Annotated in this window: 26 protein-coding genes; 20 read left to right on the top strand and 6 right to left on the bottom strand. The window is 73.5% G+C overall.

Annotation, left to right across the window (positions count from 1 at the left end):
- Positions 1-38 precede the first annotated feature (38 nt).
- The gene (locus M8C11_RS14930) at positions 39-1,316 is read left to right on the top strand and encodes an MFS transporter (RefSeq protein WP_151499357.1); all 1,278 of its coding nucleotides are present in this window, start codon (positions 39-41) and stop codon (positions 1,314-1,316) included.
- Positions 1,317-1,399: 83 nt separating this feature from the next.
- The gene (locus M8C11_RS14935) at positions 1,400-1,747 is read left to right on the top strand and encodes an STAS domain-containing protein (RefSeq protein WP_225853154.1); all 348 of its coding nucleotides are present in this window, start codon (positions 1,400-1,402) and stop codon (positions 1,745-1,747) included.
- Here the strand turns inward: M8C11_RS14935 and M8C11_RS14940 are convergent.
- Positions 1,730-3,001, bottom strand: coding sequence for a PP2C family protein-serine/threonine phosphatase (locus M8C11_RS14940; protein WP_192580639.1), 1,272 nt, complete (start codon positions 2,999-3,001; stop codon positions 1,730-1,732). The two genes, M8C11_RS14935 and M8C11_RS14940, sit on opposite strands and share 18 nt — an antisense overlap.
- 205 nt (positions 3,002-3,206) lie before the next feature.
- Between M8C11_RS14940 and M8C11_RS14945 the strand changes: the two genes are divergently transcribed.
- Genes M8C11_RS14945 through M8C11_RS14965 form a run of 5 tightly spaced genes read left to right on the top strand, consistent with a single transcriptional unit; the run spans position 3,207 to position 8,337 of the window.
- Entirely contained in the window at positions 3,207-4,805 is a 1,599-nt protein-coding gene (locus M8C11_RS14945) for an ABC transporter substrate-binding protein (RefSeq protein ID WP_252449962.1), read from the top strand.
- Positions 4,787-5,806 (top strand): ABC transporter permease, encoded by a 1,020-nt coding sequence (locus M8C11_RS14950; RefSeq protein ID WP_252449963.1) that lies wholly within the window; start codon positions 4,787-4,789, stop codon positions 5,804-5,806. Before M8C11_RS14945 ends, M8C11_RS14950 begins: the two co-directional genes overlap by 19 nt.
- Positions 5,799-6,665: an ABC transporter permease gene (locus M8C11_RS14955; protein WP_252449964.1), complete on the top strand. Its 867-nt coding sequence runs from the start codon at positions 5,799-5,801 to the stop codon at positions 6,663-6,665. Before M8C11_RS14950 ends, M8C11_RS14955 begins: the two co-directional genes overlap by 8 nt.
- The gene (locus M8C11_RS14960; protein ID WP_252449965.1) at positions 6,662-7,630 is read left to right on the top strand and encodes an ABC transporter ATP-binding protein; all 969 of its coding nucleotides are present in this window, start codon (positions 6,662-6,664) and stop codon (positions 7,628-7,630) included. Before M8C11_RS14955 ends, M8C11_RS14960 begins: the two co-directional genes overlap by 4 nt.
- Positions 7,627-8,337 carry an ABC transporter ATP-binding protein gene (locus M8C11_RS14965; RefSeq protein WP_252449966.1) on the top strand — a complete coding sequence of 237 codons (711 nt, stop codon included), beginning with the start codon at positions 7,627-7,629 and terminating at the stop codon, positions 8,335-8,337. Before M8C11_RS14960 ends, M8C11_RS14965 begins: the two co-directional genes overlap by 4 nt.
- 7 nt (positions 8,338-8,344) lie before the next feature.
- On the opposite strand, the gene M8C11_RS14970 is transcribed toward M8C11_RS14965, so the two are convergent.
- The 3 genes from M8C11_RS14970 to M8C11_RS14980 form a co-directional block, all read right to left on the bottom strand.
- Positions 8,345-8,785, bottom strand: coding sequence for a hypothetical protein (locus M8C11_RS14970; protein WP_151499351.1), 441 nt, complete (start codon positions 8,783-8,785; stop codon positions 8,345-8,347).
- Positions 8,786-8,896: 111 nt separating this feature from the next.
- Complete coding sequence (locus tag M8C11_RS14975) at positions 8,897-9,694, bottom strand: trypsin-like serine protease (protein ID WP_151499350.1); 798 nt, start codon at positions 9,692-9,694, stop codon at positions 8,897-8,899.
- A 169-nt stretch (positions 9,695-9,863) separates the two neighbouring features.
- Positions 9,864-11,024 carry a peptidoglycan DD-metalloendopeptidase family protein gene (locus tag M8C11_RS14980; protein ID WP_121684446.1) on the bottom strand — a complete coding sequence of 387 codons (1,161 nt, stop codon included), beginning with the start codon at positions 11,022-11,024 and terminating at the stop codon, positions 9,864-9,866.
- Positions 11,025-11,192: 168 nt separating this feature from the next.
- On the opposite strand from M8C11_RS14980, the gene M8C11_RS14985 reads away from it, so the two are divergent.
- The gene (locus M8C11_RS14985; RefSeq protein ID WP_120571922.1) at positions 11,193-11,669 is read left to right on the top strand and encodes a TspO/MBR family protein; all 477 of its coding nucleotides are present in this window, start codon (positions 11,193-11,195) and stop codon (positions 11,667-11,669) included.
- Between the two features lie 15 nt (positions 11,670-11,684).
- Here M8C11_RS14985 and M8C11_RS14990 read toward each other — a convergent pair whose 3' ends face one another.
- Positions 11,685-12,551, bottom strand: a complete 867-nt coding sequence (locus M8C11_RS14990) for a helix-turn-helix transcriptional regulator (RefSeq protein WP_252449967.1) — start codon at positions 12,549-12,551, stop codon at positions 11,685-11,687.
- Between the two features lie 132 nt (positions 12,552-12,683).
- On the opposite strand from M8C11_RS14990, the gene M8C11_RS14995 reads away from it, so the two are divergent.
- From M8C11_RS14995 to M8C11_RS15050, 12 genes are all read left to right on the top strand, one after another.
- Positions 12,684-13,589 (top strand): oxidoreductase, encoded by a 906-nt coding sequence (locus M8C11_RS14995; protein ID WP_252449968.1) that lies wholly within the window; start codon positions 12,684-12,686, stop codon positions 13,587-13,589.
- Positions 13,590-13,676: 87 nt separating this feature from the next.
- Entirely contained in the window at positions 13,677-14,744 is a 1,068-nt protein-coding gene (locus tag M8C11_RS15000) for a DUF2855 family protein (protein ID WP_252449969.1), read from the top strand.
- Between the two features lie 118 nt (positions 14,745-14,862).
- Positions 14,863-15,081: a hypothetical protein gene (locus tag M8C11_RS15005; protein ID WP_252449970.1), complete on the top strand. Its 219-nt coding sequence runs from the start codon at positions 14,863-14,865 to the stop codon at positions 15,079-15,081.
- A 139-nt stretch (positions 15,082-15,220) separates the two neighbouring features.
- On the top strand, positions 15,221-15,970 hold the full coding sequence (locus M8C11_RS15010) for a GAF and ANTAR domain-containing protein (RefSeq protein ID WP_252449971.1): 750 nt from the start codon (positions 15,221-15,223) through the stop codon (positions 15,968-15,970).
- A 169-nt stretch (positions 15,971-16,139) separates the two neighbouring features.
- On the top strand, positions 16,140-16,892 hold the full coding sequence (locus tag M8C11_RS15015) for a SigB/SigF/SigG family RNA polymerase sigma factor (RefSeq protein WP_252449972.1): 753 nt from the start codon (positions 16,140-16,142) through the stop codon (positions 16,890-16,892).
- A gap of 167 nt (positions 16,893-17,059) precedes the next feature.
- On the top strand, positions 17,060-17,452 hold the full coding sequence (locus M8C11_RS15020; protein WP_252449973.1) for a lipopolysaccharide assembly protein LapA domain-containing protein: 393 nt from the start codon (positions 17,060-17,062) through the stop codon (positions 17,450-17,452).
- Complete coding sequence (locus M8C11_RS15025; RefSeq protein WP_208576470.1) at positions 17,452-17,943, top strand: DUF5994 family protein; 492 nt, start codon at positions 17,452-17,454, stop codon at positions 17,941-17,943. Before M8C11_RS15020 ends, M8C11_RS15025 begins: the two co-directional genes overlap by 1 nt.
- Before the next feature lie 67 nt (positions 17,944-18,010).
- Positions 18,011-18,184 (top strand): hypothetical protein, encoded by a 174-nt coding sequence (locus tag M8C11_RS15030; RefSeq protein ID WP_252449974.1) that lies wholly within the window; start codon positions 18,011-18,013, stop codon positions 18,182-18,184.
- The gene (locus M8C11_RS15035) at positions 18,181-19,194 is read left to right on the top strand and encodes a glycosyltransferase family 4 protein (protein WP_252449975.1); all 1,014 of its coding nucleotides are present in this window, start codon (positions 18,181-18,183) and stop codon (positions 19,192-19,194) included. The genes M8C11_RS15030 and M8C11_RS15035 overlap by 4 nt, the downstream gene beginning before the upstream one ends.
- 138 nt (positions 19,195-19,332) lie before the next feature.
- Positions 19,333-20,469 carry a glycosyltransferase gene (locus M8C11_RS15040; RefSeq protein ID WP_208576473.1) on the top strand — a complete coding sequence of 379 codons (1,137 nt, stop codon included), beginning with the start codon at positions 19,333-19,335 and terminating at the stop codon, positions 20,467-20,469.
- Positions 20,466-21,518 (top strand): glycosyltransferase, encoded by a 1,053-nt coding sequence (locus M8C11_RS15045; protein WP_374668251.1) that lies wholly within the window; start codon positions 20,466-20,468, stop codon positions 21,516-21,518. Before M8C11_RS15040 ends, M8C11_RS15045 begins: the two co-directional genes overlap by 4 nt.
- A complete protein-coding gene (locus M8C11_RS15050) occupies positions 21,515-23,011 on the top strand; it encodes a glycoside hydrolase family 130 protein (protein WP_252449976.1) in 1,497 nt (498 codons plus the stop codon). The genes M8C11_RS15045 and M8C11_RS15050 overlap by 4 nt, the downstream gene beginning before the upstream one ends.
- Before the next feature lie 47 nt (positions 23,012-23,058).
- On the opposite strand, the gene M8C11_RS15055 is transcribed toward M8C11_RS15050, so the two are convergent.
- Positions 23,059-24,351, bottom strand: coding sequence for a GAF domain-containing protein (locus M8C11_RS15055; RefSeq protein ID WP_208576475.1), 1,293 nt, complete (start codon positions 24,349-24,351; stop codon positions 23,059-23,061).
- Positions 24,352-24,448 lie beyond the last annotated feature (97 nt).

Raw genomic sequence — 24,448 nt, forward strand, 5'->3', positions numbered from 1 at the left:
TGGATGGAGGAGGGAGCACGGCGAACGGGGGACGAGCAATGACCGATGTCGACACCGGCCGCCGGGTCCGGGTGCTGGCCCTGGCCCAGCTCGCGAACTCGGTGGGCGACGGCGCGTTCTACGCCTGCTCGGCGCTGTTCTTCATCCGGGTGGTCGGGCTGTCCCCGGCGCAGGTCGGGATCGCCCTCACCGTGGGCTGGTCGACGGGCATCCTCGCCGGGGTGCCCGCCGGCCAGTTGGCCGACCGCTACGGCGCACGGCGGATGACGGGCGTCTTCGCGGTCGCCACGGCCGCCGCGCTCGGCGGCTTCCTCGTGATCCGCTCCTTCCCGCTGTTCGTGCTGCTCGCCTGTTGCTACGCCGCCTGTCAGGCCGGGCTCACCGCCAGCCGGCAGGCGCTGCTGGTCGGGCTGATCGAGCCCGCGTGGCGCACCGCGGTACGCGCGCGGTTGCAGTCGGTCTCGAACGCCGGCCTGGCCGCCGGGGCCGGGCTGGGCGCGCTCGTGCTCTGGGCGGACAGCCGCCCGGCGTACCTGTCGGCCTTCGCGCTGGACGCGGCGAGCTTCCTGGCCGCCGCCCTGCTGATACGCCGGCTGCCCGAGGCGGTGGCGCCGGTGCCGGCCGGACCCGAGCCGGGACGGCTGGCCGTGCTGCGCGACCGCCCGTACGCGCTGATCACGCTGCTGAACGCGGTGATGTGCCTGAACATGCCGCTGCTCAGCCTGGCGCTGCCACTGTGGATCGCGGAACGGACCGACGCCCCGGCGCCGATGGGCGCGATCGTGCTCACCGTCAACATGCTGTGCGTGGTGCTGTGGCAGGTCCGGGTGGCCCGCCGGGTGACCGATCCGGGCACGGCGGCCCGGGCCAGCGGGCACGCCGGCTGGGTGCTGCTGGTCGCCTGCGGCGCGTACGCGGTGTCCGGGATGGTCGGCGGCGCGTGGGTGGCCTCGGCGGTGCTGCTCGCCGCGGCCCTGGTGCAGGTGTTCGGCGAGATGGTGCAGGCGGCCAGCGGCTGGGAGGTCGGCTTCACCCTGGCCCGCCCCGACCGGCAGGGGCAGTACCAGGGCTTCTTCGGCATGGCGCCGCAGCTCGCCCGGATGCTCGGCCCGGTGCTGCTGACCTCGCTGCTGCTCGGCTGGGGCACGCCGGGCTGGCTGGTGCTCGGCGGGCTGTTCGTGGTCGCGGGCCTGGCCATGCGTCCGGCGGTACGCCTCGCCGAGCGCCGCCGGGCCGCCGCCGGGGTGCGGATTCCCGCTCCGGTGCGGCGGAACGGCACCGAGGTGTCGTCCACCACTTCCCGGGAAGACCGCTGAGCCGACGTACGCCCCACGGGAGGCGGTAGGGGTCGGTTTCTGGCACGGTGTCGGGTAGCGAGGTACGCGGTTGAGGGGGAGTGGTGGAGTTCTCGGCGACGAGCAGGCAGGGGCGTGTCGGCACGGTGATCGAAGTCGTCGGCGACCTGGACATGAGCACCACTCCGCAGTTGCGCGACCGGCTGCACGAGCTCACGGAGGGCGGTGCCCGGGTCGTCGTCGACCTGACCGGCGTCGGGTTCATGGATTCCAGTGGCTTGGGCGCGCTCGTGGTCGGCTACAAGAGCCTGCGCGAGCGCGACGGCTGGCTGGGTCTGGCCGGGGTCCGCCCGTCCGTGCGCAGAGTCTTCTCGATCACCTCGGTGGACCGCGTGATCCCGCTGTTCGACACCGTGCCGGAGGCGGAGGACGCGTCACCGCTGGTGCCGTGAGCGCTCCTCGCCGGGGCGATAGCTGGTGCGGGTGAGGTCGGCGCCGGCGGTGCTGCGCCGTGGCCCGTGGTCGCCGTACCAGTCGACGACGAGCAGGGTGGCGTCGTCGGCCAGAGCCGGCCCGGCGATCTCCAGCACCGCGTCGGACAACGCCCGGACCGCCTCGCGGGGGTGCAGGTCGGCGAAACGGGGCAGGGCGGCGGGCAGGTCGAGGTCGGCCGCGTTGCGTTCGCGCATGCCGTCGGTGACCACCACCAGCCGGTCGCCGGGCCGCAGTGGCAGCTCCGCGCTGCGGTAGCTCTCGTCGGGGAACATGCCCAGCGGGAAGTTGCCCGGTAGTTCCACCGGTACGACCCGGCCGTCCCGGACCAGCAGCGGTGGGACGTGCCCCGCGTTCAGCAGCTCGCAGCGCCCGGTGGTGAGGTCGATGCGGCCCAGCACGGCGGTGACGTACGCGCCGCGCACGTTGCCGTGCTCCGCGACGGCCCGGTTGGCCTCCTCGGCCTGGGCGACCAGGCCGGCGCCGCGCCGGCGGGTGTTGCGCAGGCTGCCCACGCCGAGGGTGGCGGTGAGCGCGCTCGCCACGCCGTGGCCCATCGCGTCGGTGACGCTGAGGTGCAGCAGGTCCCGGGCGAGGCTGTAGTCGAACGTGTCGCCGCCGACGCTGGCGGCGGGTTCCAGCCAGCCGGAGAGGGCGAAGGCGCCGGCCTCGCAGGTGAACGAGGCGGGCAGCAGGCGGCGCTGGATCTCGGCGGAGAGGGTGAACGGCGTGGTCCGCTGTCCCCACTCGAACAGGTCGGTGTGCCTGCGGTTGGCGATGACCACGAACGCCAGCGCGTGCGCGGTACGGGCGACCCAGTTCACCGCGTCGTCGTCCGGCTCGTCGGGCAGGTCGATCTCCAGCAGGCCGATCGTTTCACCGCGGTCGGTGACCGGTGCCAGCACCGTCCACTCGCCGTCGCCGGGGACGACCCGGGGAGTCTGCTGGCGTAGCGCCTGTTCGTAGTGCCCGCCGTCGAAGGGGAGGACCTCGGCGTCCTCCTCGCCGTGGCGCCGGCCGGGACCGCCGCCGGCGGGCTGGTGGGTCAGCCGGACCAGCGCACGGCCGCTGAGGTCGGCGATCAGCAGCGAGACGCCGAGCGCGTTCAGCGCCGTGGCGATGACGCCGGTGACGGCCTCGACCGCCTCCACCGGGGCGGCGTCCTCGGCGGACTGCAACATCCCCGCCAGCACCGCCTGCTCGCTGTCCTCCACGCTCTGAGCATATTCAGCGCGCCGGGTGGCCGCCTCACGAGCGGACGCCCGAGCCCAGAGGGCCGTCCGCCGTCGATGGCCCCCTATTGCATATGCTTGGCAACTACCGAATAGTGGCAGAAGTGGGCGGGCGCTCGGGCACACGGTGATCTGATCTTCGCCGGAGCGCCCGCCCGCTATAGAGGACGAGTTCGAGGGGTTGCCGGTGGCAATCAAGCCCAAGCCCGTACGCGTGGCCGCGGCGCTCGCCGCCGCCCTGCTCGCCGTCACCGGCTGCTCGTCGCCGACGGCCTCGACCGGCGGGACGGGCAGCGCCGGCACGCTGGTGGTCGCCACCGCGGGCGAGCCGGACACGCTCAACCCGGTGCTCAACTACGGCGTCGACGGCGCGTCGCTGATCTTCGACGGGCTGGTCGCCCGGGACGCCCGCAACGAACTCGTGCCCGCCCTGGCCCGCGAACTGCCCACCGTCTCGGCGGACGGGAAGACGGTCACCGCGAAGCTGCGCGAGGGCGTGCTGTTCCACGACGGCAGCCCGCTGACCGCGCAGGACGTGGTGTTCACCTACCAGGCGGTGCTCGATCCGGCCGTCGACTCCACGCTGCGCTCCGATCTGGACATGCTCGCCTCCGTCACCGCGCCCGACCCGGCGACTGTGGTGTTCGCCCTCGAGTACGCGTACGCGCCGTTCCTGCAACGGCTGGCGCTGGGGATCGTCCCGGCGAAGGCGTTCGCCGGGCAGGACGTCAACAAGGCCGGCTTCAACCGCAAGCCGGTCGGCACCGGCCCGTACCGGTTCACCTCCTGGACACCCGGTGACCGGCTCGTGCTCGCGGCGAACGAGACGTACTGGGGCGGCAAGCCGGCGAACTCCGGCGTCGTGGTGGCGTTCGTCGCCGACGACAACGTCCGGGCCCAGCGGATGCGGGCCGGCGAGTTCGACGCGGCGGAGCTGGCACCGAAGCTCGCGTCCGGGTTCGAGAGCCGTAACGGCTACCGGGTGCACAAGGTGCCGACCGCCGACTACCGGGGCGTCATGCTGCCGATGGGCAACCCGGTCACCGGCGACCTCGCGATCCGGCGGGCGCTGAACCTCGCCGTGGACCGACAGGCCATGGTCACGGGTGTGCTCGGCGGTGCGGGCGAGCCCGCGTTCGGGCCGGTGCCGCCGACGTCGGAATACGCCGAGCCCTCGATCGCGGGCAAGCCCGGCGCCGACACCGCCGCGGCGACCGCCGCGCTGGACGCCGCCGGGTGGAAGCCGGGCCCCGACGGCATCCGGGTCAAGGACGGGCGGCCGGCCGCGTTCGCACTCCTGTACCCGGCCACCGACAGCCTGCGCAAGGAACTGGCCCTGGCCGTCGTCGCCGACGCGAAGAAGGTCGGCATCAGGGTCACACCGGAGGGCCTGACCTGGGACGCGATCACCCCGCGGATGGGCCGCGACGCCCTGATGATGGGCTACGGCACGCCGTACGACCCGGACTTCGTCTCCTACAAGCTGTTCAACTCGGCCTTCGCCGGGCAGGGCTTCTTCAACCCCGGCTCGTACCGCTCGGCGGTCACCGACGCCGCGTTGCAGGCCGGCCGGGACAACGCCGACCCGGCCGCCCGCAAGGCCGCGTACGCCACGTTCCAGAAGCGGCTCGCCGCCGACGTGCCGTGGGTGTTCCTCACCTACCTCCAGCACACCTACGTGCTGAAGGACGCCGTGACCGGGGTGACGCCGCGGGTCGAGCCGCACGAGCACGACGTCGCCAACAGCATCTGGTGGAACGTGCACACGTGGACGAAGACGTCGTGACGGCGCCCGTGACCGGCCGCCGACGACTGGCCGGGGCGGGTGCCGTGGTCCGGCGGCGGCTGCTGGTCGCCGTACCGGTGCTGGCCGCGACCAGCATGGGCATGTTCGCCCTCGGCGCCGCCTCCCCGATCGACCCGGCCCAGCAGTACGCGGGCGCGGCGGCGTTCACCACGAGCGAGGAGAACCTCGCGCAGATCCGCGCCAACTGGGGCGTCGACGACCCGCTGCCGGTGCAGTACGCCCGCTGGATCGGCAACCTGCTGCGCGGCGACCTGGGCTGGTCGACGAGCCGGCACGAGCCGGTCACCTCGGTGCTCGCCGCCCGGGCCGGGTGGACGCTGCTGCTCGTCGGCACCGCGCTCGCCCTGGTGCTGGTGGCGAGCGTGCTGCTGGGCACGCTGGCCGCGTACCGGCGTGGTGGCTGGTTCGACCGGGCTCTGCGCGCCGTCGCGTACGCCGTGCAGTCCATGCCGGTGTTCTGGATCGGCCTCGCGGCGATCGCCGTGTTCGCCCTCAGCCTCGGCTGGCTGCCCGCCGGTGGGCTCACCGACATCACCGCCACCGGCACCGACCCGGCCGACGTGGCCCGCCACCTGGTGCTTCCGGTGACAGTGCTGGCGATCTCCCAGGCGCCGTGGTTCGTGCTGTTCGTCCGCGACGCGGTCGCCGAGAGCCTGCGCGACGACCACGTGCTGGCGGCCCGCGCCCGAGGGCTCCCCGGCCGGGTCGTCCTGTTCGGACACGCGCTGCGTACCGCGCTGCTGCCGTTCCTCACGCTGGTCGGCACGCACCTGCCCGAACTCGTCGGCGGCGCGGTCCTGGTGGAGACCGTGTTCTCCCTGCCCGGGCTCGGCGCGGTCACCGTCGAGGCCGCGCTGGGCGCCGACTTCCCGCTGCTCGCGGCCACGACGCTGGTCACCACCGTCGTGGTGCTGACCGCGAACCTGCTCACCGACCTCGCCTACGCCGCCGCCGACCCCCGGGTACGCCTCGATGACTGACCTCGCCCTCCCCGCGCGCGTCCGGCGCCTGCGCCGCCCCGGCAGCGTGGGCACGACAGTCGCCGTCGTCGTGCTCGCCGGTGTCGTCGCCGCCGCGCTGCTCGCCCCGGTCCTGTGGCCGCTGGACCAAAGCGCCGTCGACCTCTCCCGTACCCGGCTCGCGCCCTCGCCGGAGCACCTGGCCGGCACCGACGACCTCGGCCGCGACGTGGCTCTGCGCAGCCTCTACGGCCTGCGCGTCTCGCTGCTCGTCGGCGCGGTCGCCGCGCTCGTCGCGGCGGTCATCGGCGGTCTGGTCGGCGCCGTCGCCGGCAGCGTCGGCGGCTGGGTCGACCGGGCGCTCATGCGCGTCGTGGACACCGTCGCCGCGCTGCCGCACCTGCTGCTGGGCATCTTCATCGTGGCGATGCTGCGGCCCAGCCTCGGCGCGGTGATCGCGTCCATCGCGCTGACGCACTGGCTGTCCACCGCCCGGATCGTCCGCTCCGAGCTGCTCAGCCTGCGCAACCGGCCGTTCGTGGACGCCGCGATCTCCGGCGGTGCCGGGCGCGTCCGGGTGCTCACCCGGCACCTGCTGCCGCACGTGCTGCCGCGCCTGGCGCTGGCGACCACGCTCATGGTGCCGCACGCCGTCTGGCACGAGACCGCGCTGTCGTTCCTCGGCCTGGGCCTGCCCCCGCACCTCGCCTCGATCGGCAACATGATCAGCGACGGTCAGCGGTCGCTGCTCACCGGCGCCTGGTGGGCCAGCATCGTCCCCGGTCTCCTGCTCGTGGCGGCCACGCTGGCGCTGGCCGTGCTCACCGGCCGGTGGCGCGACCGCCTCGACCCGCGTGTACGAGCGGAGCTGCACCTGTGACCGCCCTGCCGCTGCTGACCGTCGACGGGCTGACCGTCCGCTTCCGGCTGCGCGACGCGGTCGTGCACGCCGTGACCGACCTGAGCCTCACGCTGCGGCCCGGCGAGCTGCTGGCGGTGGTGGGCGAGTCCGGGTGCGGCAAGTCGGTCCTCGCGCACGCCCTGCTCGGCCTGCTGCCGCGCAACGCCGCCGTCACCGGGCAGGCCCGCCTGCGCGCGCCGGGCCGCGCCGAGGCCGACCTGATCGGCGCGGGGGAGCGGCACCTCGCCCGGCACGTACGCGGCCGGGGCGTCGGCCTCGTCCCGCAGAGCCCCGCCACCGCGCTCACGCCGGTGCGTACCGGGCGGAAGCTGCTGGAGGAGACGCTGCGCGCCCACGGGCACAGCCGCCGCGACGCGCCCGCCGCCGCCGATCGGATCGCCGCCGACGTCGGCCTCGACCCGGCCGACCTGAACCGGTACCCGCACGAGCTGTCCGGCGGCATGGCCCAGCGGCTCGCCACCGCGCTCGCGCTCGCGCCCGACCCGCCGGTGCTGCTCGCCGACGAACCCACCACCGGCCTCGACCGGCCGCTCGTCGACCACACGCTGGACCTGCTGCGCCGCCGCTGCGACACCGGCGCCGCCGTCCTGCTCATCACGCACGACCTGGCCGCCGCGCGCCGTGTCGCGGACACCGTCGCCGTGATGTACGCCAGCCGGATCGTCGAGCACCGCCCCACCGAGGCGCTGTTCGACGGCCCGGCCCACCCCTACACCGCCGGTCTGCTCGACGCCCTGCCCGACCGCGCCTTCGTGCCGGTGCCGGGGCACCCGCCCACGCTCACCGACCTGCCCGGCGGCTGCGCCTTCGCCCCGCGCTGCGCCCGCGCCACCGACACCTGCGACAGGCTGCCCCGACTCGCCGCCGACGGCACGGGCCGGGTCGCCTGTCACCACCCGCTGCGCGAGGAGGTACCGGCATGACGATCACGGTTCCCGGCGCCACCGACGCCGCCGCCCCGGGTGACGCGGCGGCCGGCGGGCTCGCCGCGCACCAGGTCTCCGTCGCGTACGGCGGGCAGCGCGTCCTCGACCGGGTCGACCTGCACGTCGCCCCCGGCGAGACGGTCGGGCTGCGCGGCCCCTCGGGCAGTGGCAAGTCCACGCTCGCCCGCGTCCTCGCCCTGCTGCACGCCCCGGACAGCGGTCACGTCACGATCGACGGGCGACCGCTCGGCGGCGTCCGCCACCGCCTGCCGGCGGAACTGCGCACCCGCGTCGCGATCCTGTTCCAGAGCCCGCGCGCCGCCACCGACCCGCGGCTCAGCCTCGCCGACATCATCGCCGAGCCGCTGCGCGCCACCGGCACACCGCGCGAGCAGGCGGCGGCCCGTACGGCGGAACTGGCCGACCTGGCCGGCCTGACCCCCGACCTGCTGAGCCGCCGCCCGCACGCGGTGAGCGACGGGCAACTGCAACGCGCCTGCCTGGCGCGCGCCCTGGTCCACCGGCCGGACTACCTGCTCTGCGACGAGGCCACCGCGATGCTCGACGCCTCCACCCAGGCGCACGTCGCCGCCGTCGTCACCGACTACCAGCGCCGGCACTCCGCCGGGGTCCTGGTCATCACCCACGATCCGGCGCTGATGGCCCGCTGGGCCACCCGGGTGGTGGACCTGCCGGCGGCGTGACCCCGCGTCACTCCTCGGCCGGGCGGCGTACGGTGCCCAGCGCCCCGGCGACGACCGCCCCGAATCCGACCGCCATGAGCGGCATCCCCATCTCGAACGGCAGCTCACCGACCCAGTTGATGCTGTCGCGCTCCGGCAGCCCGCCCAGGCTCACCGCGACCACCGCACCGGCGAGGAACATCCCGGCCACCGCCGCGCCGACCGCGAGCTTGGCGCACGCCACGCTCCGCCCGGCCCAGAGGCCGGCGAGGACGGCGATCACCAGGGACACCACGACCAGCCAGGTCCAGCCGCCCTCGGTCTCCAGGTAGGCCCAGCCCGAGTACGACCACTGGTGGAGGCGGCTGGCGCGGAACCACGGGACCAGGTAGCCGAGCAGCGCGGTGGCGCTGCCGACCGTGAGCAGCACGTCGGGGGCCGGGCGGTACCAGCGAGGGGAGTCGTCCATGCGTCCGGAAGTTAGCAGTCACCGTCACCGTCGTGAGCGGGCGGCGGATCCGCGCGGACGTGGCGGTGGCCCGGCCGCTTCGCCGCGACCGGGCCACCGCGCCGTGCGTTGTCAGCCGCCGAGGCTCGTGGCGGCGGACCGGATCGCCGAGGCGAACGTGCTGACCTGGGTGTAGACGCCGGGGTAGTTGGGGCGGGCGCAACCGTTGCCCCAGCTCACGATGCCCACCTGGATCCAGGCGCCGGCGGCGTCCCGGCGGAACATCGGGCCACCCGAGTCACCCTGGCAGGTGTCGACACCGCCGCTGGCGTAACCGGCGCAGATCTCCTCGCTGGGGATCACGTCGCCGCCGTAGTAGCGGTTGCAGGTGGTGTCGTCGACGAACGGCACCGTGGCCTTGAGCAGGTAGCGCTGCTGCGCGCCGCCCTCCCGCGCGGCGCCCCAGCCCGCCACCGTGAACGTGCCGTTGTCGTACGCGGTGCTGGTGGCGATGTTGAGCGTGGCGAGCGAGGTGACCGGGGTGGCGAGCCGGATCAGCGCCCAGTCGTCACCGTTGCCGTTGTAGCCGGGGGCCCGGTAGACGTAGTTGGAGCGGACCTGGATCCGGCTGGAGGACTGGAGGTCCACCACGCCCAGCGTCGCGGTGATGCTGGTGTTGGCGCCGGTACGGCCGACGCAGTGCGCGGCGGTCAGGACCAGTCGCGGGCTGTAGAGCGCTCCGCCGCAGCCCATCGAGAGCCGGACCATGAAGGGGAACTCGCCCTGCGCGGCCCGGGTGCCGCCGACGACGTACGGCGTCATGTCCCCGGCCGGTGCCGCTGCGGCGGGCGCCACCGCGGTGACCGCTCCCGCGGTGACCACTGCCAGAACGGCCGCCATCCGGCCGAGGAATCTGCGCCAACGGACCATGGTTCCCTCCAGACATCGACGCTGTGCCGCCCCGCCGGGCCGCACTCGCGATGGCAGGGAGCCTATGGGCAGGCATCGATGAACGGCAATGGATGTGGGCATCCCGTCTGCGTCATACGCCGCGCGTGCCGACGCCGTGTCCGGCGCCGGCACGTGTCTCGCGGCGTGGTCAGCACCAGCCGTTGATCGGCCCGTTGACCCCGGTGGAGAGGTAGGCGTCGGACACCCAGCTGCCGTCGCTGAGCCGGTCCCACAGCGCCGTGGTGCCGTACCGGCCGGTGTGCGAGGTGCCGTTGGCGGAGCAGGAGACGGTGACGGTGGCGCCGTCGGCTATCGACCCGACCGCGCCGTATCCCGTGCCGGGGCCGGAGCGCCGGGTCAGCGTGCCACCGCCGTTGGCGTCGACGACTCCCTGGTTGAAGCCGAGCGCGCCGTAGTTGTAGACGCCGCCACCGCCGCCGACGTAGGCGGACCCGTGCCGGGCGCCGCCCTGGTACGCGGCCGCGCCGCTGACGAAGTCCCACTTGCCGATGCCGTGCCCGGCGATCGGCACGTACGCCGAGTTCTGCCGCAGCCCGAAGTGCACGTGCCGGCCGGTGGCGGAGCCGCCGCAGGTGACGTCGGTGCCGGTGTAGCCGAGGTACGCGCCCTGCGCGACGGCGGCGCCGTTGACGGAGATGCTGCTCCACAGGTGGTAGTAGTCGGTCGAGTAGCCCCGGTCGTGGATGACCCGGATCCACCCGGTGCACATCGTGTACGCGGTTCCGGCCCGCGCGGCGCGAACCACCTGGTCACCACCGGCGAGGTCGACCGAACTCCACGGCGCGGCGGCCCCGCCCCAGCCGTGCGGCCCGGAGGTCAGCGTCCACGTCTGCCCGACCGCGAACGGCAGTGCCATGCCGGTGCGGAAGTCGCCGCCCGCGGCCAGTGGCGCGACCGGCGTGCGGAACACGGCCTTCTCGTTCTCGCTCACCAGCGGTGACGCGGCGGCCAGGTCACCGAACGACGCCTCGCCGTCGAAGGCGACGGTCCAGCCCTTGGTGTCGGACCGGGCGAGGAAGACCGATCCGGTGGGGTGCGCGTCCTCGGACCGGTCGGCCAGCAGTACCGCGGTGCCGAAGGCCCACCGGCCGTCGGCGCGGGTGACCGTGACCCGGGTCCGCTGCGGCCCGGCGGTCCGGGTCGCGGCATCGGCCTGGCCGAGGAGTTTCGCGGTCACCGCGTCGGTGACGGGCGCCGGTGCCGGGCGGGGTGCGGCCGAGGCCGGTGCCGGCACCACGGCCCAGGCACCGATCGTCGCCAGCGTGAAGGAGAGCACGAGCCGTCGCATGGAGCCTCCTATCGACAAGCATCACTGAATGGCGAGGCTATCGAAGGGCATGAAAATTGTCTACGAGTTCGGCATCCTTCGATGAAGGATCTGTGCGCCGGGGGTGTCCGGAAGTGGATCTTCCGGTGGTGCGGGTTTATCCGCCGCTGGCCGGGTAGCTGACCTGGTATGCGAGTACCGACCCTGGTCAAGACCGCGGCAGCAGTCGCTGCGACCGCCGCAGCGGGCGCCGCCGCCACCTCCACCGGCACCTCGTCGCGCTGGTACCGCCGCCTGCGCAAGCCCGCCTGGCAGCCGCCGTCCACCGCGTTCCCCCTGGTCTGGACCCCGCTGTACGGGCTGATCGCGGTGGCCGGCGCCCGCGCGCTGGACCGCTCCGAGGGGCCCGAGCGCGCCGCCTTCGCGCGCGGCTACGCGCTCAACCTGGCGCTCAACGCCGGCTGGAGCGCCCTGTTCTTCGGCGCCCGCAGGCCCGGAGCCGCGCTGGCCGAGATCGCCGCGCTCAACGTGTCCAACCTCGTGCTGCTGGGCCGCGCGGCGCGCACCGACCGTCCCGCCGGGGCGGCACTCGCCCCGTACGTCGCCTGGACCCTCTTCGCCACCGCCCTCAACGGCGCGATCGTCGGCCTCAACCGGGGACGGTGACCGGTGTCCGCCTGATCAAGCGGACGCCGGGCCGGTCGCGCGCCACGACGCCAGGAGCCGTAGCCGGTCGGCGTCCGGGCTGCCCGGCTCGGCGGTGAAGACGAGCACGACCGGGCCGGGACTGCCCGGCAGCGGATAGGTGTCCCAGTCCAGGACGATGTCCCCCAGCCCGGGCACCCGGAACGTCTTGGTGCCGCTGACCGAGGCGCGCACGTCGTGCCGTGCCCACAGCCGCCGGAAATCCGCGCTGCGGATGCTCAGCTCGCCGACGATCGCGGTCGCGCGGGGATGGGTCGGGTCGTCGGCGACGGCGGCACGCAGCATCCCGATGTAGTCCAGCGCCTGCCGCTCCCAGTCCGGGCAGCTCCGTCCCCCGGTCAGCGCGTCGTCGAACAGCAGCAGGAGCATGTTGAGCCGGCCGGGCGGCTGGTCCGCCGGGTCACCCAGCAGCGCCTGCGCCATCGGGTTCCAGTCGAGCAGGTCCAGGTGCCGGCCGAGGACCACCGCCGGGGTGTCCATCACCCGCAGCAGCCGCCGGGTGCTGTCCGGCACCCGCTCCGGACCGCGCTCGACGCGGGCGGGCACCGGCCGCCGGGCGGCCCGGGCCAGCGTGAACAGGTGCCGGCGTTCGGTGTCGTCCAGGCCGAGGGCGCCCGCGAGCGCGTCCAGGACGTCGTCGGAGGGGCGTACCTCCCGGCCCTGCTCCATCCGCTGGTAGTAGTCGGTGCTCAGCCCGGCCAGCAGGGCCAGTTCCTCCCGCCGCAGGCCGGTCACCCTGCGCCGGCCGCCCGGCTCCAGGCCAACGTCGCGGGGGCGCAGCCGGCCGCGCCGGGCGCGGAGGAAGGCGCCCAGCTCGCGTGCGTACGGATGCGGGCTGCTCATGCCGCCAGTCTGCCGTGACGCCGCGCGCCCAGGGTAGGTCCCACGGACCTAGGCAACCGCGAACGACCGAGACACCCCGGACCGCTCCTAGCGTCATCGCTCGACGCCAACCCCGCACCCGAGGAGCAGCAGATGACCGGATGGACCGCCGACCGCATCCCCGACCAGCGCGGCCGAGTGGCCGTCGTGACCGGCGCGAACTCCGGCCTCGGCCTGGCCACCGCCACCGAGCTGGCCCGCCACGGCGCCCACGTCGTGCTGGCCGTGCGGAACACCGCCGCCGGCCGGCAGGCCGCCCGCCGCATCGGCGGCGACACCGAGGTACGCGAGCTGGACCTGGCGAGCCTCGATTCGGTACGCGCGTTCGCCGCGAAGCTGACCGCCGACCACCCGACGATCGACCTGCTGGTCAACAATGCCGGTGTGGTGCTGCTCGGCCCGCGCCGTACCTCCGCCGACGGCTTCGAACTCCAGTTCGCCACCAACACGCTGGGGCCTTATGCGCTGACCGGCCTGCTGCTGGACGCCCTGGCCGGGGCGCGGGCGGCGCGGGTGGTGAGCCTCAGCTCCCTCACCCACCGCAACGCGCGCCTCGACTTCGGCGACCTGATGTCCGAGCGCGACTACCGGGCCTCTGCCGCGTACGGCCGCTCGAAGCTCGCCACCACCGTCTTCGGCGTCGAGCTGGACCGCCGCCTGCGCGCGGCCGGGTCGCCGGTCGTCAGCGCGCTGGCGCATCCCGGTCTCACCCGCAGCAACCTCACGCCGCGTGCCTGGGCACACCGGGGCCGGCTGGGGCGGGTGATCGGGCGGCTCGGCCTGCTCGCCACCCAGCCGGTCGAGGGGGGCGTCCTGCCGCAGTTGCGGGCCGCGACCGACCCGGAGGTACGCGGCGGCCAGTTCTTCGGCCCGTCCCGGTTCTTCGAGACCTGGGGTCCGGTGACCGAGGCGCGGCTGAGCCGGCAGGCCGCCGACCCGGCCGTCGGGAAGCGGCTCTGGGCTGCGGCGGCGGAGCTGACGGGTGTCGGTTACCTCTGAACCGCCGGCGCGCAACGGTGCTGCCGAGTGGGATTTTGCACTCCCAGTGCACTTGTCTGGAGTTTCGCGCCTGCCTAGCGTCAGGCCATGGCTGACTCGTGGACGTTCGCTGTGGCCCGTGACGACCTCGCTCGCACCACACTCGTCGACGGCGCCGTGCCCGGCCTCGCCGACGGGGAGGCGCTGCTGCGCGTGGACCGCGTCGGCCTGACCGCCAACAATGTCACCTACGCGGTGCTCGGCGATGCGATGCGCTACTGGGAGTTCTTCCCGCCGCAGCCGCGTGGGCTCGACGGTGGGTGGGGGCTCCCGCCACTGTGGGGCTTCGCCGAGGTCGTCACGTCCACAGTGGCCGGCGTCGAGCCGGGGCAACGGGTCTACGGCTACCTGCCGCCCGCCGGTCACCTCGTGGTACGCCCGGACCGGGTGGACGCGTCCGGGTTCCGGGACGCCAGCCCGCACCGGGCCGGCCTGCCCTCGCCGTACAACTCCTACCGGTCGACCGACGGCGACCCCGCCTACCGGGCGGAGCAGGAGGATCTGCTGATCCTGTTCCGGCCGCTGTTCTTCACCTCGTTCATGCTCGCCGACCAGGTCGTCGACGAGGACGGCTACGGAGCGACGGCGCTGGTGCTGTCGTCCGCGTCGAGCAAGACGGCGTACGCCGCCGCGTTCGAGCTGCACGGCCGCGGCCCGCGCCTGATCGGGCTCACCTCGCCCGGCAACCTCGCCTTCACCCGGTCGCTGGGCTGCTACGACGAGGTCCTCTCCTACGACGACATCGGCGCGCTCGACGCCGTTCCGACCGTCTACCTCGACCTGTCCGGCTCACCCGCGACCCGCGCCGCCCTGCGGGCGCACCTCGGCGACCTGCTCGTCCGGGACATCGCCGTCGGCCTCACCCAGCAGACGCCGAACGCCGGCGCCGCCGGGGAGGTCTTCTTCGCGCCGGTACGCATCCGCAAGCGCAGCCAGGACTGGGGCCGGGCCGGTCTCGACGAACGCTTCGCCGACGCCTGGCAGCGGTTCTCCCAGGTGGTGAGCGGATGGCTCGACGTACGGGTCGGCACCGGCCCGGACGCGCTGCGGGACGCGTGGCTCGACGTCCTCGCGGGCCGGACGCCGCCCCGGGTGGGTCACGTCGTCCAGCTCTGAGAACGTCGCCGATTTCGACCGTGACGGGCCCGGTCGGCCGATGCGCGCTAGGCTGTCGGTACGGGGTACCGACGGCTGATCGCCGACCCCTTGCTTTTCCCACGGTTTCCCAGCCGCGATGACTGAGTCGAGCGCTGCCGTGCAGATTCCCTTGGAGCACCTCGTGCCCGACAATACGTTCGCCTTGAATCCCTTCCGTGCGGAGAGGTTCGGGGTCACCGACGACGAGCGCAGTCCGATCGCGGACATCAGCGCCGAATCCATGACCCGCCTGCGGAGCCCGTTCACCGCAGAGCGCTTCGGACGCGAGTCGGCCGGCGAGCCCGCCCGGCGCTAGGCCGTCACTGCAGCGTGACGGACGCACACCTACCTCTGAAACGGGTCGTGGGCGGACGCCACGTGCATCTGGTCCGCCGGGGCGATGACGCGCCGCTCGGGGATCCGACACCGGGACCGCCGAGCGCGAGGTGACCGAAATGCCCGAGACCCCGCTGGCCGACGTCTTCGTGGAGATGGCCGACACTCTCGTCGACGACTTCGACGTGATCGAGTTCCTGCAGGGGCTGACCGAGAGGTGTGTCGAGCTGCTGAATGTGTCGGCGGCCGGGCTGCTCCTGACCGACAAGGGCGCCACGCTGCGGGTGGTCGCCGCCTCCTCCGAACGCACCCGGCTGCTGGAGCTGTTCCAGCTCCAGACCGGCCAGGGGCCCTGCCTCGACTGCTTCACCTCCGGGCAGCCGGTGTCGGTCGCCGACCTGACCCTGAGCACCGCCCGATGGCCGAGGTTCGGCGCCGCCGCGGCCGAGGTCGGCTTCGCTGCGGTGCACGCCCTGCCCATGCGCCTGCGTTCCGAGGTGATCGGCGCGCTGAGCCTCTTCGACGTCCGGCCGGGAGCTGTCGACCAGGGCAGGCTCCGCATCGCCCGGGCGCTCGCCGACGTGGCCACCATCGGACTGCTGCAACACCGCGCCATCCACGAGCGCGACATCGTCACCGAGCAGCTGCAGACCGCCCTGAACAGCCGTGTGCTGATCGAACAGGCCAAGGGCATCCTGGCCGAGCGCCTCCAGGTGGACGTCGGCCAGGCCTTCGCGATGTTGCGCGACGGCGCCCGCAGCCGCAACCGGCGGCTGTCCGAGCTGTCCCAGGCGATCGTCGACGGCTCCGAGCAGCTCGCGCCGGTACGGTCGCCGACAAGTCCGACTGACGACCGGTTCGACACCTGAGGGCGCTTCGCCGGGCCGCCCGGGTTTCGGTCGGGGGGATGAAGGCGTACGGTGACGGTGTCGCCCGGGTCCCCGGTGGCCGCCAGTCTCGCCGCCACCAGCCCGTTAGGGGCATAGGACAATGGTCACCACAACCGTGACACCCCCGGCCGTGCCGTCCCCTCCGACAGTGACCCCGGCAACGGGGGCGAGTGAACAACTGTTGCGTCGACGCGCGGCCCTGAGCCCCGAAGATCCCGACCGGGCCCGGCTGCGAGCCCGGATCATCGAGGCGAACCTGCCGATGGCGGGCCGGCTGGCCCGCCGCTACACCGGCCGCGGAGAGTCCTACGAGGATCTGGCTCAGGTCGGTGCGCTCGGTCTGATCAAAGCCGTCGACGGTTACGACGCCGACCTGGGCGCTCCGTTCGCCGGCTACGCCATTCCGACCATCCTCGGCGGCATCCGACGACACTTCCGCGATTCGGCCTGGGCGATCCGGGTGCCGCGATCGATGCAGGAACTGAGCGCCCGGGTGCCGGAGGCGCGGAGCAAGCTCGGGCAGCGGCACGGTCGCGAACCCACTGACGCAGAGCTCGCCGACCACCTGGAGGTGACAGTCGCCCAGATCGTGGCCGCCGTCACCGCCTTCGACTTCTATCGCCTTCAGTCGGTGAACGAGCCACGGCCCGGGGGCAACGGCGTCGAGCGGATCGCACACGTCGGCGCCGCCGATCCGGGATACGCGGCAGTGGACGACCACCTCACCCTCCGAGGACTCCTCGCGGCGCTTCCCCTACGTGAACGTCGGATCCTGACCATGCGGTTCTACGGTGACCTGACCCAGGCAGAGATCGCCACCCGGGTCGGGCTGTCGCAGATGCACGTCTCCCGGCTGCTGACGCGCTCTCTGGCCCAGCTGAGAGCCGGGATGCTCCGCTGAGCGGTCGCCGGACAGGGCTCTGACGGTACGTGTTCGGCCAGAGGGGTAGTTCCGACATCTTGGACGTACCGATCGGTCAGGCGGCGAGTAGGCTCAGGATGTCGTCCCGGACCCCGACGGCCCCCGGTTCGCGTTGTTCGCGCACCACCGCCGAGATGAGGTCCACCATGACCAGGTTCGCCGACTCCACCCGCTCCGCCACCGCGCGGTCCACACCTGAGATCAACAACCAGCCCCGTCCGGTGCCGCGCGTCCGCGCCGCGGGGTCGCTGGTCGCGATCACGGCCTTCGCCGTGGTGCTGCTCCTGCTTCTGATCTTCATCCTGCAGAACGGTCAACGCACGACAGTGCACTTCTTCGGTGCGAGCGGGGAACTTCCGATGGGGGTCGCACTGCTGCTGGCCGCGGTGTTCGGCGTGCTGCTGGTGACCGTCCAGACCACCACCCGACGCGTCATCCAGCTGCGGCTGGCGACCCGCAGGCGCCGCACCACCCCCGGCACCCGCCCAGACCCCGCCGGCACCGGCCCGGACGCCGGCGTACGAGAGGGACGGAACTGATGGTCCGCTCAGCCCAGGACCGCATGACGTGGATCTGCACCAGTGAACCGCCGACGGCACGCCTGCGGCTGGCCGATCCACCGTCCAGCCGCGCGATGCTCGACGGCGGTTGGTGGCCCACGTCACGAGACCCGGTCGTCGAACTGTCCAGCCTGATCACCGCGCTCGCCGCCCGAGGCGACGGCGTGATCGAACGGGTCATGCTTCCACCGGCGGCGTGGGACAGCCATCCGACGCGGATCGGTGTCGGCGGCACCGTGGTGCGGGTGGGCTGGTTCGCCACCCTCGACGCCGAGCGGGTGATCCTCACAGGCACGCGGAATCTGCGGATCGACCTGGCCGTGACAGCGCCCCACACCGGCGACGTCGCGGCGACCGCCGCCATGCACGCGGCCTCGCACCTCGCCGACACCACCCGCATCGCGGCCTGGGAGACCGAAGGCGGCCACCTTCGACCCGATCGGCACCCGACGGCGCCGGTCCGGGCCTGAACGCCCGGACCAGCCCGGCCCGGGGGAGGACCACGACCGTTCCGCACCGCTTCACGAAGGGGTACCGATGAGGATCGCCAGATACCGGATCGCTGCGGCGCTGCGCGAGCGCGGGCAGCAGGTCAGGGCCGAATGGGTCGAGCGGGAACTGCCGGAGCTGGTGGATTCCGACCAGCACGCCGGGCTGCTCGCCACCCTGCGTCTGGATCCGGCCGACCTCGTCGCCACCCGGTCCTGGTGAGGGTTGCCCTGCTCGGTCCGGTCGCCTGGCGGACACCCCCGCACCACTACGGTCCCTGGGAGCAGGTGACCGGCCTGCTCGCCGAGGGGCTGGTCACTCGCGGCGTGGACGTGACCCTCTTCGCGACGCTCGACTCCGTCACGTCCGCCGTCCTCGACGGTGTGTGCCCCCGTGGCTACGCCGACGACCCCGGAATGGACGGGCGGGTGTGGGAGGCGATGCACGTGTCCCACGCGATGGCCCGCTCCTCGGAGTTCGACCTGGTGCACAGTCATCTCGACTGGCTGCCGCTGGCGTTCGCCGAGCACTGTCGTGCTCCGCTGCTCACCACCGTGCACGGCTTCTCCGGCGCGGGCATTCTCCCCGCGTACGCCCGGGCCCGCTCGTCCTACGTGTCGATCTCCGACGCCGACCGGAGCGCGGAACTCGACTACGTCGCCACGGTGCACCACGGTGTCGACCTCACCGGGCTGCCGTTGAGGCGGGAGGCCGGTCCGGGGCTGGCCGCCTTCGGCCGGATCCATCCGGACAAGGGCATCCACACCGCCATCGAGATCGCCCGCCGCGCCGGACGGCCGCTGACCATCTGCGGCATCGTGCAGGACGAGCGGTACTTCGCCGAACAGGTGGCCCCGCACATCGACGGCGACCAGGTCGTCTTCCTCGGCTCGGTCGGCCCGAAACGACGTGCGGAGGTGCTGGGCGCGAGCACCGCGCTGCTGCACCCGATCGCCTTCGACGAGCCGTTCGGGCTGTCCGTGGTGGAGTCGATGTCCTGCGGCACGCCTGTCGTCGCGTACGCGCGAGGATCCATGCCGGAGGTGGTCGACGAAGGGGTGACAGGCTTCCTCGTGCACACCGTCGAGCAGGCCGTCGACGCCGTCACCCGGGCTGCCGAGCTGGACCGGGCCGCCTGTGGGGCGCGGGCCCGGGAGCGCTTCGGCGGCGACCGGATGGCCACCGAATACCTTGCCGTCTACGACGACCTCATCCGTCGACCGAGACGCTGAACCTGCCGGGCGGCGCCCCGCACCGGGCAGCTCCCGAATCCGTTCCGCCGGCCACACACGCTGGCCGGCGTACGCCGATACCGCGTGAGGCTCGTCCCCGTACCCGGAGGTGGCCGACAACCGGAAGGCCCGACACCGATGCCCAGCTACGGATTTCTCAGCACCCACCCGCCGACACGGTGTGGACTGGCCACCTTCAACTCCACCCTCGCCGCCCACCTGACCGCCGACGGCACGCGCGGTGGCATCGTCCGGGTCACCGACCGCGGCGACGACCTGCGGGCCGGGCCCGGGGTCGTGCACACCTGGTCGACCCGCACCCAGGCCGGCTGGCGGGACGCCGCAGCCGCCCTGAACGCCTTCGACGTGGCCGTCGTGCAGCACGAGTACGGCATCTACCCCGGGGCGGACGGCGAGGACGTCCTGCCGTTGCTGCGCCGGCTCACCGTGCCCAGCATCGTGGTCCTGCACACCGTGCTCCGCCGTCCCACCGCCCGGCAGAAGTCCCTGCTTGAGCAGATCGTCACCGCCGCCGGAGCGGTCGTCACGATGACCGGCACGGCTCGCGACCGGCTGCTCGTCGGCTACTCCGTACGGCCGGAGAAGGTGACGGTGATCCCGCACGGCGCCGCCGACCACGTCCGCGTGCCCGCCGACCGCCGTACCCGCCCACACCTGCTGACCTGGGGACTTCTCGGCCCCGGCAAGGGCGTCGAGTGGTCGTTGCAGGCGCTCGCGCGGTTGCAGGACCTCGATCCGACCCCCACCTACACCGTCGCGGGCCGGACCCACCCGAAGGTGGTCGAGCACCAGGGGGAGGCGTACCGGGCGGGACTGCACCGGCTCGGCGCGCAGCTCGGCATCGCCCACGCCGTGGACTACCAGGACGTCTACCACGACCAAGCCGCCCTCGGCCGGTTGATCCGCTCCGCCGATGTGGTCGTGCTGCCCTACGACTCCCGCGAACAGGTCACCTCCGGGGTGCTCGTCGAGGCGGTGGCCGCCGGGGTGCCCGTCGTGGCCACCGCCTTCCCGCACGCGGTCGAGCTGCTCACCGGCGGCCCCGGTCTGGTCGTACCCCATCGGGATCCGGCGGCGCTGGCCGCCGCGATCCGGCGGATCCTCAGCGAACCGGGCCTGGCGGCCCGGCTGGCCGGCCGCGTCCGCCCGCTCGCCTCGGACCTGCGCTGGCCGGCGGTGGCGGCCCGCTACGGCGCCCTCGCCGAACGGCTCGTCGCCGCCCGCCTTCCCGCGGTCAGTGCGGCATCGGCGTGACCGCGACCACCGGCCTGTCCAGCATGCCGGGCAGCAGCCGCCGGCATCCGGCGCCCCGGCCGAGCTTCGCGCACCTGATTCGGTTGAGTGACGACACCGGGCTGTTCGAACACGCCCGGCACGCGATCGTCCGCCGCGAGCACGGTTACTGCACCGACGACGTCGCCCGCGGCCTGGTCGTCACCAGCCGGGAACCGGAGCCGGCCGAGGAGGTGCTCCGGCTCGCCGAGCGCTACCTCGCCTTCCTGACCCACGCCCAGGACGCCGGCGGCGCCTTCCACAACCGCCTCGGGCACGACCGGCGCTGGACCGACGAGGCCGGCCTCGGCGACTGGTGGGGCCGGGCGCTGTGGGGGCTCGGCACCGCCGCGGCCCGCAGTCCCGCCGCCTGGATCAGGGAGGAGGCACTCGTCGCCTTCAGCCGGGGCGCCAACCGGCGCTCCCCGGCGCCGCACACGATGGCCTTCGCCGGGCTCGGCGCGGTCGAGGTGCTTCGCCGCCACCCGGCCCACGCTGCCGCAGCCGCACTGCTGGCGGACGCGGCCACTACGATCGGCGCCCCCGGAGCCGACCCGCTCTGGCCCTGGCCACAGCCACGGCTGAGCTATGCCAACGCGGCCCTCGCGGAGGTCGTCATCGCCGCCACCCAGCTGCGCCACGACGGCCCGTCCCTCGACGACGGCCTGCGGATGCTGACCTGGCTGCGCGACGTCCAACTGCGCGACGGGCACCTGTCGGTCGTACCCGCCGGCGGATGGCAGCGCGGCGCGGCACGGTTGCGCCACGACCAGCAACCGATCGAGGTCGCCGCCTTCGCCGACGCCTGTGCCACGGCCGCCGAGGTCACCGGCGATCCCGGTTGGGAGGCCGGGATACGGCAGGCGGTGGGGTGGTTCCTCGGCGAGAACGACACCGGCACACGGATGTGGGATCCGGCGACCGGCGGCGCCTACGACGGTCTGACCACGCACGGGCCGAACGCCAACCAGGGCGCCGAGTCGACTCTCGCGCTGATCTCCACCCTGCAGCACGCCCGGCGGTGGTCGTGACCGGGGGCCTGGCCGTCCGGCAGGACGTCGTCCTCACCCCGGACCCACGCCGGGTGATTCTCAAACTCTTCGTCCCGGGCGAGGACGCCGCCCTGGTGCGCACCCGCGCGCGGGCGCTCATCGACCGCGTCGCGCACCTCGACGAGGAGGAGACCGGCCGCCTGTTGCGGGCCACCTTCGAGCGATTCGGAGCTCGGCACCGGGACCTGGACGGCCGGCTCCACCACCACTACGACCTGGTGCGGCACCGCGCCGCCCGGGCCTGGGACCTGTCCCCCGCCGCCCGTCTCCTGGTCGGCGCCTACTTCAGTCACGAGTACGCGGTCGAGTCCGCCGCGCTGTGCAACCCGTCGATGGTGGTCCACCCCGATCAGACCGGTCTGAGCGCCGGGCAGGTACGCGTCGCGGTCAGCCTGCGCCAGATCGGCGAGGGCCACCTGTCGTCCATCGGCTTCGCCACCGCCGTCCTCGGACCCGGACGCCGGCTGACAGTCGCCGAACGCTCCGGTCCGCTCGTGGTGGGGCAGCGGACCGGCGTACGGCACCGGCGAGACCTCCTGGCCGCCGGCCTGGCCGAGGTGGACTGCGACAACGAGATCACCGCCACCGTGCTGGACGCCCTGCCCGAACGGTACGACGAGTCCACCTTCGAGCGGGTGCTCGGCGACCTGCCACCGGACCTGCTGTCGCGCAGTAGCGGGATGGTCAGTCTCGAACAACTGCGCCGCACCAACGCCGCCGGCTACGCCACCGCCTTCCCCGCCGACACCGCCCTGCATCAACGGGTGCTCTGGCCGGCCACGCCGGCGGAGAGCAACGGCATGGAGGACGCCCGGTTCGTGCGGTTCACCGACGAGAACGGACCGGTGTACCGGGCCACCTACACCGCCTACGACGGCCGGCGCATCGCCACCCGCGCGCTGGCCAGCACCGACCTGCGCCGATTCGAGGTCACCCCGATGCGCGGGCCGGGCGTCCGCAACAAGGGCGTCGCGCTGTTCCCCCGTACCGTCGGCGGCCGGCACCTCGCCCTGTGCCGCGCCGACGGCGAGACCATCGGCCTGACCTGTCTGGACGGCGAGAACCGGTGGCAGGAACCGGTGCCGCTGCACGCCCCCCGGGACAGCTGGGAGCTGATCCAGGTCGGCAACTGCGGGTCGCCCATCGAGACCGACGACGGCTGGCTGGTGCTCACCCACGGCGTCGGCCCGATGCGCCGCTACGCCGTCGGCGCGCTCCTGCTGGACCTGCACCGGCCGGAGCGGGTCGTCGCACGGCTTCCCGGCGCGCTCCTGGCACCCGACGAGGCAGACCGGGACGGATACGTACCGAACGTCGTCTACTCCTGCGGCGGGCTCGTCCACGCAGGCGAGCTGTGGCTGCCGTACGGGGCGAGCGACGCCCGGGTCGGTTTTGCCACCGTGCCGCTGGCCGCGCTCATCGGGGCGATGGTGCGATCGCCGCACGACCCCTCCGCCCAGGCGGCGGAGTAGACGAAGGACGCGCCCCCTCCAGGCCTCGGCGCGGCGTCGAGCGGTGGTCAGCGGTTGAGGTAGGCGGCCAGGCCGCCGAGTTCCTCGTTGGCGATGAAGACCGAACGCACGTTGATGATTGCCTCCTCGACGTGGAGCGGGCAGCCCCACGCCGAGTCGCCCCACGAGTCAGCGATCTTGATCTCGGCGGGTGCCGTGCAGCCGTCGCCGCCGCCGAGCTGACACCGCTCGGGGCGCGGACTGGCGGCCTGCGCGGCGGCGGCGGCGCGCAGCCGGGCGGTGAGTTCCGCCGCCGCGGCGGCGCGCTGTTCCGCCTCGGCCCGTAGTTCCCGCTCCGCCCGCACCACCCGGGCCAGCTCGTCGTGGGCGGCCCGGGCGCGGGCGTCCGCTTCGGCCTTCGCCTGTTCGATGTGGTGGCGTTCGATGGCCAGGGCGGCGGTGCCGGTGAAGACCCGGGCGAGGGCCAGGTCGGCGTCCCGCGGGACACGCGGGGTGCGGTGGTACATGGCGAACGTGCCGAGCAGGCTGCCGTCGCGGGCCAGGATCGGCGTGGACCAGCAGGCGGCCAGCCCGGCCCGCTCGGCCAGGTCGCGGAAGTCGGCCCAGAACGGGTCGGTGGCGATGTCGGTGACGACGACCGGCTCACGCCGGTGCGCGGCGGTGCCGCACGAGCCGACACCCTCGCCGGTGGCGATCCCGTCGATGGCCTGGTTGTAGAAGTCGGGCAGGCTGGGCGCGGCGCCGTGGCGCAGGTGCCGGCCGTCGGCGTCGGCGAGCAGGACGGAGACGAGCACCTCCTGCGGCGCGAGGTTCTCGATGCAGCGGGCCATCCCGTCGAGCACCTCGGCCAGCGGCGCCTGCCGGGCGATCTGCTCCAGCATGGCGCGGTGCTCGGCCATCAGCCGTTGCGCGTGCTTGACCTGCGTGGTCTCCACACCGATCACGCGGATCCCGGTCACCGTGCCGTCGGCGTCGCGGCGTGCCTCGTAGGTGAAGTCGAAGAACGCCTCCCGCGCCTGCGACCCGGTGCCGAGCATGATCCGGGCGTCGTGGGCGGTGTAGGACTCGCCCGTGCGGTAGACCTCGTCCAGCAGGGCGATGAAGCCCTGGGCGTCCAGTTCCGGCATCAACTCGGCGAGCGCGACCCCGGTGCGTGCGCGTTCCTCGCCGATGGCGGTGAAGAACGCCGGGTTCGCCGCCTCCACCACGTGTGTCGGCCCGGCGAGCGCGGCGAAGACGGCGATGGACTTGCCGAACAGTGTCCGCAGATCCTCGTCCGCGGGCCGTCCGGCGACGGACGAACTCGCCGTAGGCAGATGCTGGCCTGGTAGCGCCGTCATGCCTGGTCTTCCTCCTCGCCCGCTTCGCCGACGTCGCCAGATTACGGGGCAGTGGCCGACGTTCACATCTTGGCATCGACGCCCGCCTCCGTTACCG

It is taken from the genome of Micromonospora sp. CPM1 (genome assembly GCF_023896895.1).
GTDB lineage: Bacteria > Actinomycetota > Actinomycetes > Mycobacteriales > Micromonosporaceae > Micromonospora > Micromonospora tulbaghiae.